We start from the raw sequence: 10,932 nt of genomic DNA, 5'->3' as shown, positions 1-10,932 counted from the left end.
GGAGGCGCACCGCGCGCGCGTGCACCAGACGATTGCCGACTGGCAGCAGGCGCTGTCGCTGGTCGATCGCAAGATCGATTTCTACGACGCCTGGATGTCCGACGGGCGGCGCCCGCCGCTCATTCCGGTGGAGACGCCGCAGGGCCCGCCGCCGCCGAAGCGAAAGCCGGGCCGCTGACCTTCGACTCGACTACTCGGCGACGAAGCCTTCGCCGTCCTTGCGGATCGAATCGCGGGCGCGGTGGTTGAGGCGGCCCAGCGTGTTGTCGAGCAGGCGCTTGAGCTTGTCGGCCGCGCCGCGGAAGGCCTCGTCGAGGCTGGTGGCGTGCTGTGTCACCGCGAGCGGCTGGTGGTGCGCCAGGCGCGCTTCCATCACGCAGCACTTGTCGCCGCCGCCGGCCTTGTCATGGTTCTCGTCGCTCAGGTGCACCTCGACGCGCGTCACGTCTGCGACGAAACGGCTCAGGTGCTGCTTGATCTCGGTGTCTGCCCAGCGCTCCAGCGTGTCTTTGTTGGTGATGCCATTGCTCGTGTTGACCTGAATCTGCATTGCGGATGTCCCTGCTGGATGGTGAACGAGCCTTCACTGTGCACCTTAAGAGTACCCCTGTGCGTAGGTGCGATGCCCTTATCAGACGGGGCATCAGCCCGGCGCGTCAACTTTGGATGTACGAGGTCAGCTGCGTGATGGTCTGCTCGTGCTCGGAAATGATGTCGTCCATCAGGTCTTGAATGGAGATCATGCCGACCACCTTGTCGCCGTCGACCACGGGCAGGTGGCGGAACTTGCGCTGGCTCATGAGCGCCATGCAGGCGTGGGTCTGGGTCTGCGGGGTGACGGTCATCACGTCGGGCGTCATGATCTCGGCGACCTTCACCTCCTTGGAGTTCTTGCCCTGCAGCGCCACCTTGCGGGTGTAGTCGCGTTCGGACAGAAAGCCCACGAGCTTCTCGCCGTCCATCACCATGAGCGCGCCCACCTCGAAATGCGCCAGCGTGGCCAGCGCGTCGAACACGCTGGTGTCGGGCGAGGTGCGCCAGGCGGCGGAATCGTGGCGCTTGAGCAGTTCGGAGACGGGTTTCATCGCAGGCACTCCATTCAGGGGTTTCGATCCGGCCGACGCACGTGGCGGCGCCGTGCTTCGGACAAATCATAGGGGCGGAATCGCCCTGCGCGATGCAAAACCCTCCGGGGTGTTGCGCGTGTCACGCCGCGCACACGAACCCCGGGTGACCTCAGGGTGTGTTCAAGGGGCCGTGGCGAGCACGCGGCTCAGCGCCACGGCGTCGCCCACGACGTTCTTCACGAGGCCCTTCTCGTCGAAGCTGACCTGGAACTCCGACCAGCTGTCGCGCCAGTAGCGCCACACCGGTGCGTCCAGGCTCGGGTTCTCGCCGGCCACCGGGTAGCCGATGGCCATGAGCACCTGTTCGCGCGTCATGCCGGGCATCACCTTGCCCGCGACGATGGCCGCGCCCACTGCGGGCGGGAAGCTCGCGATCTTGCGCTTCGGGTCTTCGGTGACCACGTAGCGCTTCGCGAAGTCGATCAGCGTGATGTTGCGGCTGTAGTCGTTCTTGATGCGCTGGGGCTTGCCCGCGAGATCGACGTTGAAGAAGCGGAAGTCGTAAGCCGTGATGCGCGCCGGCGTGCCCACGGCGACGATGCGCGTGCCCTGTTCGTCGTAGTTGATGTCGCTGATCGAGTCGCCGTACGTGCGCATGTTGCAGCACAGGAAACCGTCGGTCAGCGGGCCGGGCGGCGGGGACGGGCGCTGGGCATGCGCCACGGTGGCGGACAGGATGGTGGTGGCCGCGAGCAGGGCGGCGGCGGCAAGGCGCTGAACCATGAAAAGAATCTCCCTCGTTGTGACTTCTTGAAACAGCTGCGTGGCGCAGCGCGCGGATTCTAGGGGCGATCCAGCGCCCTTCAGGCCAGTAAATACGCCAGTTGTTGCTATCAAAAGCGCAGCAGCGAGAAATCCGTCCGGTTCCCGGTTCACAATGCGCACCCGGCCTGCGAGGCCGGTCCCCTTCCAGACAGCGCGAAAGAAAGAGCATCCATCGATGGCGATCCAGTGGTTCCCCGGTCACATGTATTCGACCCAGAAGGCCATCACCGAACGGGTGAAGGACATCGACGTGGTGATCGAGCTGCTCGACGCGCGCCTGCCCGGCTCCAGCGCCAACCCGATGCTGGCCGAGCTCACCGCCGGGCGGCCCACGCTCAAGGTGCTCAACAAGCAGGACCTGGCCGACCCCGAGCGCACCAAGCTCTGGCTCGCGCACTACAACGCGCTGCCCGCCACGCGCGCCATCGGGCTCGATGCGAGCCTGACCATGCCCGCGCAGCAGATCGTCAAGGCCTGCCACGAGCTGTCGCCCAACCGCGGCGGCATGGCCAAGCCGATGCGCGTGCTGATCTGCGGCATTCCCAACGTGGGCAAGTCGACCCTCATCAACACGCTCACCGGCGGTCGCAAGGCCAAGACCGGCGACGAGGCCGGCATCACCAAGCTCGAGCAGCGCATCACGCTGGCCGACGACTTCTACCTGTGGGACACGCCCGGCATGCTGTGGCCGCGCATCATCGTGCCCAAGAGCGGCTACAACCTCGCGGCCAGCGGCGCGGTGGGGCGCAATGCGTTCGATGAAGAAGAAGTGGCGCTGGAGTTGCTCGACTATCTCAAGGCGAACTACGCCGAAGGCCTCGTCGCGCGCTTCAAGCTCACGGAGCTCGACACCGCCACCCTGGCTGAAATGAAGGACGAGGACGTGCTCGACACCATCGGCCGCAAGCGCGGCGCGCTGCTGGGCAAGGGCAAGGTCAACCTGCAGAAGGCCGCCGAGATCGTGATGCACGAGTTCCGCGCCGGCAACCTGGGGCGCATCACGCTCGAGACGCCCGAAGAGTTCGCCCAATGGCTGGCCGCCGGCCAGCGCGCCGACGCCGAGCGTGCCGCGAAGAAGGCTGCGCGTGGGAAGAAGGGCAAGCAGAAGCCCGAGGCGACCGAAGCGGACGGCAGTCGCACGGCGGACGAGTGAAGGTCTTGCGCGCGGCACGCTGAACGCCGCGCGGGCCACCCCTATCATCGAGACATGCAACGTCTCACGCGCCAGCGCAACGCTGTTTTCTCCGCCTTCAGCGACGCCGGTCGCGTGCTGACCGCCCCCGAAATTCTTGAACACGCACGGGCCATCGTGCCCGAGATCAGCCTGTCGACGGTGTACCGCCAGGTCGCGCTGCTGTTGGCCGACGGCGAGATCGCCAAGGTCGAGTTGCCGGGCGAACCGGCGCGCTACGAAGTGGCCTGCAAGACCGATCCGCACGACCACCATTCGCACGGCGCAGGCGAGGGCGGCGATGCCGGGCACCACCACCATCACTACTTTCATTGCTCGCACTGCGGGCAGGTGTTCCTGTTGCACGCGTGTCCGGGGCCGATGCACGACCTGGCGCCCAAGGGCTTCCAGGTGACGCACCACGAGGTCACGCTGCACGGCCTGTGCGCGGCCTGCGTCGATGCCGGCGCGAAAGCACCCAAGGCGCATCCGCCGCACTGACGACGGCGGGCCCCGGAGTTGCCGGGGAAGGCTCATAAAGTTATTGAGAATGAATTCGCAATAACGTATATTCGCGTGTCCGAACGAACTCCCTGGTCACGCCCATGCAAGTCCTGTCCTCGCTCAAAGAAGCCAAGAAGCGCCACCGCGATTGCCAGGTGGTGACGCGGCGCGGCCGCACCTACGTCATCTGCAAGTCCAACCCGCGCTTCAAGGCGCGGCAGGGCGGCGCGAAAAACAAGAACAAACGCTGAGCATTCGGCGGCCGTGCCGCCGTCGCCTTCATTCCCCATTCGATGACCGCATCGGCGTGCGAACGCCGGGGCGTGCCTGCGCGCGCCTTTCCTTTCTTCCCTCCATCGGAATCCCTCCGCCATGCTCCGAGCCTCCGGCCTCACCAAACGCTACGGCGCGCACACCGCGCTCGACCGTCTCGACCTCGACATCCGCGGCGGCGACATCTACTGCCTGCTGGGTGCCAACGGCGCGGGCAAGACGACGACCATCAACCTGTTCCTGAACTTCATTGCGCCGACCGACGGCACGGTGGAGATCAACGGCACCGACGTCACGCGCCATCCGGTCGCGACCAAGCAGGACGTGGCGTACATCCCCGAGCAGGTCACGCTGTACGGCACGCTCTCTGGCCTGGAAAACCTGCGCTTCTTCGCCGGCCTGGCGCTGGGCCACGAACTGCCGCGCGAACGCCTGCTCGCGCTGATGACCGAGGTGGGGCTCGACCACTCGGCCGCCGACAAGCGCGTCAGCATGTATTCGAAGGGCATGCGCCAGAAGGTGTGGATCGCGGTGGCGCTGGCCAAGCAGGCCAAGGCGCTGCTGCTCGACGAGCCCACCTCCGGGCTCGACCCGCACGCCGCCGCCGAGTTCTCCGATCTGCTGCGCCGCGCGGCCGACCGCGGCGTGGCCGTGCTCACCACCACGCACGACCTGTTCCACGCACAGCAGACCGCCACGCGCGTCGGGATCATGAAGCGCGGGCGGCTGGTCGAGAGCCTCGAAGGCGCGCAGATCGGGCAGACCGACCTGCAGTCGCTCTACCTTCAACACATGAGGGCCTGATCAGATGCTGATGCGCTGGATCGCTCGACGCGAATTCACCGAACGCCTGCGCGACGGCCGCCTGTACTGGGCGGGCGGGCTCGTGGCCGTGCTGCTCTTCACCGCCCTCGCCGTCGGCTGGGCACACCAGCGCGGCGCGCATGCCGAGCAGGTCGCCGCGCAGGCCATGGACTACCGCGACTGGCTGCACCAGGACCAGCGCCATCCGCACGACGCCGCGCACCAGGGCATGCATGCCTTCAAGCCCGAGCCGCCGCTGTCGATGGTCGATGCGGGCATCAACCCCTACATCGGCAGCACCGTGTGGCTGCAGGCACACCGCCAGAGCGAGGTCAAGTTCAATGCCGCGCAGGACGCGACCGGCCTGCAGCGCTTCGGCAACCTGTCGGTCGGATGGATCCTGCAGGTGCTCGGCCCGCTGCTGGTGATCGTGCTGGGCTTCAACGCCTTCGCGGGCGAGCGCGAGCAGGGCATCCTGCGTCAGACGCTGAGCCTGGGCGTGGCGCCGCTGCGCCTGCTGGCCGGCAAGGCGCTTGCGCTGTCGGCGCTGCTCGCGGTGCTGCTGGTGCCGGCGGCGCTGGTTGCGGCCGTCGCCGTGGCGGTGGGCGCGGAGCCGGGCGGGCGCATCGATGCGCTGCTGCGGCTGGGTGCGTGGTCGCTGGGCTACGCGGTGTACCTCGGCATCTTCGTGTGCCTCGTGCTGGGCGTGTCGGCGCTGTCGTCGAGCTCGCGCATGGCGATCACCGTGCTGCTCGCGCTGTGGATCGGGCAGGCCGTGATGGCGCCGCGCGTGCTCTCCGAACTCTCGCGCACGTGGTTCCCGAGCCCGACGCGGCTCGAGTTCAACCAGGCCCTGGGCGTGGAACTCAAGGCCGTGTCGAACCGGGTCTGGCAGCAGAACTTCGGCACCACCGAGCGCTGGGGGCGCGACGTGCCGCTGAGCAAATGGGGCATTGCGCTGCGCCTGGACGACCAGGCCTCGTACCCCGTGTACGACCGCCACTACGGCCGCCTGTGGGACACCTGGGAACAGCAGCAGAAAGTGCAGGAGTGGAGCGGCCTGCTGCTGCCGCTGCTCGCGGTGCGCAGCTTCTCGATGGGCATGGCGGGCACCGACTTCTCGCACCACCGCCGCTTCACCACGGCCGCCGAACTGCACCGCCGCAACATCCAGGACCTGATGAGCAAGGACCTCGTGGCGCATGCCGACCCGCTCGGCGATCGCCACTTTTCCTACCAGGCCACGGCCGACCTCTGGGCCACCGTGCCGCCCTTCGACTACCACCCGCCGGGGGCCGGGTGGGCGCTGCGGCACCAGGCGCGCAGCTTCCTCGTGCTGTGCGTCGGCCTGCTGCTCGCGGCGGCGTTTGCGGCCTTTGCCACCTTGCGCCAGCGCGCGCTCTGAGAGGGGATGCCACCCATGTCGTCCATCCATCCTCCCCAAGGTCGTCGCCTGCTGGCCGTGATGCGCCAGGAAGTCCGTTTGATGCTCGCCGAGCGCGGCCTGTGGGTCGTCGGCGCGTTGTTCCTCTTGCTCGTGGCCTATGCCCTGGGCAATGGCCTGCTGCAGACCGCCAAGCGCGACCGCGCGCAGGCGGCGGTGGCGCAGGCCGACCGCGACACCCGCACCGCACAACGCACCTTGCTCGAAGCCATCTTCGCCGGCACCGCGCAACCCACGCCCTTCGAGAACCCGGCCGATCCCTCGCGCATGGCGAGCAGCTACGGCGGCCAGCACGTGCTGCTGCCGACCGCGCCGCTGGGCCCGGTCGCGCTGGGGCAGAGCGATCTGTTCCCGAGCCAGTACGAGGTCACGAACCAGAGCCGCGTCGTGTTCATGAACCCCAGCGACATCGAGAACCCCTGGCACCTGCTGAGCGGGCATTTCGACCTGGCCTTCGTCATCGTCTATTTGCTGCCGCTGTTGATCTTCGCGCTCAGCTACAACCTGCTGTCAGCGGAGCGCGAGAACGGCACCTTGCGCCTGCTGCTGTCGCAACCGCTGCGGCTGCGCACGCTGCTCGCGGGCAAGCTCACGGTGCGCGCCGCGGTGCTGCTGGGGCCGGCCGTGCTATTGCCTGTGGCCGTGCTGTGGATCGCACGCCATGCGGGGCTCACGGCGGGCGGCGCGGGCAGCACCACGCTGTGGTGGGCATTGCTGGTCGGCGCCTACGCGCTGTTCTGGTTCGCGCTGGTGGTGGCCGTGAACGCCTTCGGCGCCTCGTCGGCAACGAATGCGATGGTGCTCGTCATCGCCTGGGTGCTGCTGGTGCTGGTCGCGCCGGTGCTGCTCAACCTGGCCGTCACGCAGGCCAGCCCCGCGCCCTCGCGCACCGAGCTGGCCACGCGCCAGCGCGTGGTCACAGCCGAGGCGATGAAGCGTCACCAGGACCTGCTGGGCACCGAGTACCAGCACGTGGGGCAGGGCGCCATCCTCGTGCCGCGCGACGGCAAGATCGAGATCGCCGGCCGCTCGCTGGCCAACTACCGCATCCAGCGCGAGGTCGACGAGGCGATCCGCCCCGCGCTCGCGCGCTTCGATGCACAGCAGGCGCAACAGCAGGCATTGCTGGGCCGCTTCGGCGCCGTGTCGCCGGCGGCCGTGGCCTACGAAGGCATGACCGCACTGGCCGGCAACGGCGCGCGCCGCCATGCGCGCTTCGACGCGCAGACCGTGGCGCACCACGAGGCCTGGAAGGCCTTCTTCTTCCCGCGCATCGATGCGCGCGATGCGCTCGTGCCGGCCGACTTCGAGCGCATGCCCACCTTCGCATGGCACGAGGAGCCCGTCGACCTCGTGCGCGGGCAGGCCGCGCTGGCCGTGCTGCAACTGCTGGTGCCGAGCCTGCTGCTGTTCGGTCTCGCGGCCTGGCGGCTGCGGCGCTTTTCGGTCGCCTGATGCATCGCTTTTTCCATTTCCTTCACTGCACCGTTCCATGACCCCGTTCACCCGCACCGCCGTCGCGCTGGCCGCCTTCACCGCCTTCCAGGTCGCTTCTGCACAAGAGCGAAGTAGCAACGCCGAACTCGGCACCGTCACCATCGAAGGCAGCCGCGACGCGAACAGCCTGCACCTCGACGAGTCGAGCAGCACCGCCTCGCGCCTGGGCCTGTCGGTGCGCGAGACGCCGGCTTCGGTCGAGATCCTGTCGCAGGACGCGATCCAGCAGCGCGGCGCGCGCACCTTCAGCGAAGCGTTGCGCGGCATGGCGGGCCTGTCGGGCGGCGGCCCGCCGTCGTCGCCGACCACGCTGTCGCTGCGTGGCTTCAACAGCCTCATGTACCTCTACGAGGGCGTGCGCAGCTCGGGCGCGGGCGTCACCAACCGCGTGCAGGACACCTGGAACTACGAGCGCATCGAAGTGCTCAAGGGCCCGGCCTCGGTGCTCGACGGCGAGGGCGCCATCGGCGGCATCGTCAACTTCGTGACCAAGCGGCCCGACCGCAGCAACCCGCACAAGGAAGCGCTGCTCTCGTACGGCAGCTATGGCTCCACGCGCGCGGCCTTCGGCTTCGGCGGCGCGCTGGGCGAGGCCAGCGCCTACCGGCTCGACTACAGCCGCAACGACACCAAGGTGGGCACCATCGACCGCAACGGCGAGCGCATCGACCACTTCACGAGCGGCCTGCTGGTGGACCTGGGCGGCTCGGTAAAGCTCGACCTGTCGTTCGACTACCTGCGCGACGACAACGACGCCTACTGGGGCACGCCGCTCGTGCCGCGCAGCTTCGCCACGCAACCCACCAACGTCGTCAGCACGCCCGACGGCCGCGTGATCGACCGGCGCATGGCCCGCACCAACTACAACGTGCGCGACGACGAGAACTCGTCCGAAACCTACTGGCTGCGCGCGCGCCTCACGGGGCAGGCGGGCGGCGGCTGGTCGTGGCGCAACGAGTTCTCGGCCAACCAGTCGAAGCGCATGTTTCGCAACTCCGAAAGCGCCACCTTCGTGCCGCCGGCCAGCATCGCGCGCGACCAGACGCTCATCACGCACGACCAGGACTTCTGGCTCGACCGCTTCGACGCCACGCACAAGGGAAAGATCGCCGGGCTGGACAACCGCTTCGTCGTCGGCGGCGAATACAGCGAAACACGCTTCGGCAGCCAGCGCCGCTTCTCGAACAGCAGCGCCGCCACCGCCATGCAACTGCGCGTGCCCGTGTTCGACCCGTACACCGGCTACTTCGACGACAACCCCGCGCTGACCACCGGCGCGGGCAACCGCGCCGACACTTTCTCGCGCGTGAAGGTCGCCTCGGTCTTCGTGGAAGATGCGCTCAAGCCGATGCGCGACCTCACGCTGGTCGGCGGCCTGCGCCACGACCGCACCGAGGTCGACCGCCGCATCTGGGACCTGAACGCGGGCAGCGTCGCGCGTTTCGGCGCGAGCTACCGCGCCACCTCGGGGCGCATCGGCGCGGTGTACGACCTGTCGCCGCAGTCGAGCCTGTACGCGCAGTACACCAACGCCACGCTGCCGGTGGGTTCGCTCTTCCTGCTGTCGGCCTCGAACGCCGCGTTCCCGATGTCGCGCGGCACGCAGGCCGAGGTGGGCTTCAAGCAGAGCCTGCCCGCAGCCAACCTGGAGTGGACCGCGGCGCTGTACAAGATCGAACTCGACAACGTGCTTTCGCGCGACCCGAACAACGCCGCCACCACCGTGAACAACGGCCGCCAGTCGTCGCGCGGCCTCGAGCTGTCGGCCGTGTGGAAGCCCACGCGCGAATGGACACTGGCGGGCAACCTCGCGGCGCTCGATGCGCGCTTCGACACGCTGGTCGAAGCCGGCAACGTCTCGCGTGTGGGCAAGACCCCGCCGAACGTGTCCGAGCGCATGGCCAACGTCTTCGCCACCTACCGGCCCGATGGCTCGAAGTTCGAATACTTCGCGTCGCTGAACCACACCGGGCCGATGTACACCGACAACGCCAACCAGATTCGCATCAACGGCTTCACGACGGTCGATGCGGCGGTGAGCTACCGCCTGAAGAATGCGCTGTTGAGTTTTCGTGTGCGCAATCTGACGGACCGGCTCTATGCGACCTGGACCGGCCGCGCCGCGAGCCAGGTGCTGCTGGCGCCGCGGCGGACCTTCGAGGTGTCGGCGAAGTTCGACTTCTGACGTCGCCGCGGTGCGCGCTCAGCGCATCTGCAACCGCGCATCCTTCGGATACCCGATCGTGTAGTCCGCCGACACGCGCGCCGTCTGCCCCGCGTCGAGATCGAAGCGCCACATCGCCAGCCCCGGCTGCTTGTTCCACGCCTGATCCACCGGCTGCGGCGCAAAGCGTGTGGTCACCCGCACCTGCTCGTCGACCGACACCGGCGCGGCCTCCAGCACCTGCACGGCGATCGGCGTGCGGTGGCGGTTTTCGACCACGTAGGCGCGTTGCACCTGGCGCTCGGCACGCGAACCCGCGAAGCCACCCGAGCCCTGGTTGTCGCGCTCGGGCTCGACCTGCACGCGCACCAGTTCGTCACGACCGAACGAGAGCGTGAGCTTCGCGTCGCTCGGCGCGTTCCAACGGCCCTGGCCGACGAAGTTGCCATCGCGGTACAGCTGCATCGGGCCGGCCGGCCACACGCCCGTGGGCTGCGCCATCTCGGCGACCAGGAAGGCGCTCGGGTCCACGCGCGGGCTGGTGCGTGCGGCGAGCTGTGCCGTGTCTTCGTGCTGGCCCAGTGCCAGCGTCACGCGCTGGCCGTTGGAAGGAATGTCGATGCTTTGCGGCACCGCAAATTCGGTGGCGAAGCTGTTGTCGAACACGCTCACATCGAACAGCGGCTCGCGTGCGCGCTCCATGGCCATCTTGCGGTCGACGGCGATGGCGGCCGGAGCGGCAGCGGGCATCGGCGCGGCCATGTACGCCATGTCGGCGTTCGCGCGCGGCGGCGGCTCGATGCCGATGCGCCATGCACTCGGCGTGCGCCCCGTGGTCTCGCGGCGCGGCTGGCCGGTGGACAGCACCAGCTTCACGCCGCGCCAGTCTTCGCCCGTGGCCTGCGCCACCAGCGCCTGGCGCTCGATGCGCACCTTGCGCGTCGTGGTGTCGAGCAGCGCGCGGTAGCTCGGTGTCCAGCCCGGGCCGTTGACCTGGTAGCTGAGCTTCACGTCGGCGTCGGCACTGGCGGCCAGCGTCACGGTCACGGCCGTCACCTGCGCGCCCTGGCCCTGCGAGCGGCCGCGCTCGGCCAGCAGCGGCTTGAGCTGGCGGCCGAGGTCGGTCTGGCGGCGCTGGATCTGGTGCTGCTTGAGCAGCGCGTCCTGGCCTGAGCGGCGCATC

11 protein-coding genes are annotated in these 10,932 nt (G+C 68.4%); 7 read left to right on the top strand and 4 right to left on the bottom strand.

Features of this window, described 5'->3' with window-relative positions; all coding sequences use genetic code 11:
• Nucleotides 1-190 precede the first annotated feature (190 nt).
• The 3 genes from AAG801_RS36085 to AAG801_RS36075 form a co-directional block, all read right to left on the bottom strand.
• On the bottom strand, nucleotides 191-550 hold the full coding sequence (locus AAG801_RS36085) for an HPF/RaiA family ribosome-associated protein (RefSeq protein WP_101489550.1): 360 nt from the start codon (nucleotides 548-550) through the stop codon (nucleotides 191-193).
• Nucleotides 551-656: 106 nt separating this feature from the next.
• Nucleotides 657-1,085: a CBS domain-containing protein gene (locus AAG801_RS36080; protein WP_192192830.1), complete on the bottom strand. Its 429-nt coding sequence runs from the start codon at nucleotides 1,083-1,085 to the stop codon at nucleotides 657-659.
• Nucleotides 1,086-1,247: 162 nt separating this feature from the next.
• Nucleotides 1,248-1,850, bottom strand: a complete 603-nt coding sequence (locus AAG801_RS36075) for a cell envelope protein SmpA (protein WP_341892742.1) — start codon at nucleotides 1,848-1,850, stop codon at nucleotides 1,248-1,250.
• A 217-nt stretch (nucleotides 1,851-2,067) separates the two neighbouring features.
• On the opposite strand from AAG801_RS36075, the gene ylqF reads away from it, so the two are divergent.
• The 7 genes from ylqF to AAG801_RS36040 all read left to right on the top strand — a co-directional run bounded on the left by ylqF (nucleotide 2,068) and on the right by AAG801_RS36040 (nucleotide 9,770).
• The gene (gene ylqF, locus AAG801_RS36070; protein WP_341892741.1) at nucleotides 2,068-3,045 is read left to right on the top strand and encodes a ribosome biogenesis GTPase YlqF; all 978 of its coding nucleotides are present in this window, start codon (nucleotides 2,068-2,070) and stop codon (nucleotides 3,043-3,045) included.
• A 54-nt stretch (nucleotides 3,046-3,099) separates the two neighbouring features.
• On the top strand, nucleotides 3,100-3,564 hold the full coding sequence (locus AAG801_RS36065; RefSeq protein WP_341892740.1) for a transcriptional repressor: 465 nt from the start codon (nucleotides 3,100-3,102) through the stop codon (nucleotides 3,562-3,564).
• Between the two features lie 104 nt (nucleotides 3,565-3,668).
• On the top strand, nucleotides 3,669-3,818 hold the full coding sequence (ykgO, locus tag AAG801_RS36060; protein WP_013542562.1) for a type B 50S ribosomal protein L36: 150 nt from the start codon (nucleotides 3,669-3,671) through the stop codon (nucleotides 3,816-3,818).
• A gap of 121 nt (nucleotides 3,819-3,939) precedes the next feature.
• Entirely contained in the window at nucleotides 3,940-4,644 is a 705-nt protein-coding gene (locus AAG801_RS36055; protein ID WP_153282910.1) for an ABC transporter ATP-binding protein, read from the top strand.
• A 4-nt stretch (nucleotides 4,645-4,648) separates the two neighbouring features.
• Nucleotides 4,649-6,049, top strand: a complete 1,401-nt coding sequence (locus AAG801_RS36050; protein ID WP_341892739.1) for an ABC transporter permease subunit — start codon at nucleotides 4,649-4,651, stop codon at nucleotides 6,047-6,049.
• Between the two features lie 15 nt (nucleotides 6,050-6,064).
• Nucleotides 6,065-7,543 (top strand): ABC transporter permease subunit, encoded by a 1,479-nt coding sequence (locus tag AAG801_RS36045; protein WP_341892738.1) that lies wholly within the window; start codon nucleotides 6,065-6,067, stop codon nucleotides 7,541-7,543.
• A gap of 37 nt (nucleotides 7,544-7,580) precedes the next feature.
• On the top strand, nucleotides 7,581-9,770 hold the full coding sequence (locus AAG801_RS36040; protein ID WP_341892737.1) for a TonB-dependent receptor: 2,190 nt from the start codon (nucleotides 7,581-7,583) through the stop codon (nucleotides 9,768-9,770).
• An 18-nt stretch (nucleotides 9,771-9,788) separates the two neighbouring features.
• Here the strand turns inward: AAG801_RS36040 and AAG801_RS36035 are convergent.
• On the bottom strand, nucleotides 9,789-10,932 hold a 1,144-nt coding region (locus AAG801_RS36035), incomplete at its 5' end, for a DUF4139 domain-containing protein (protein WP_341892736.1).

Source organism: Variovorax sp. YR752, assembly GCF_943372545.1.
The sequence above is the reverse complement of the archived record's forward strand: the minus strand, read 5'-3'. Positions and strand labels throughout refer to the sequence as shown.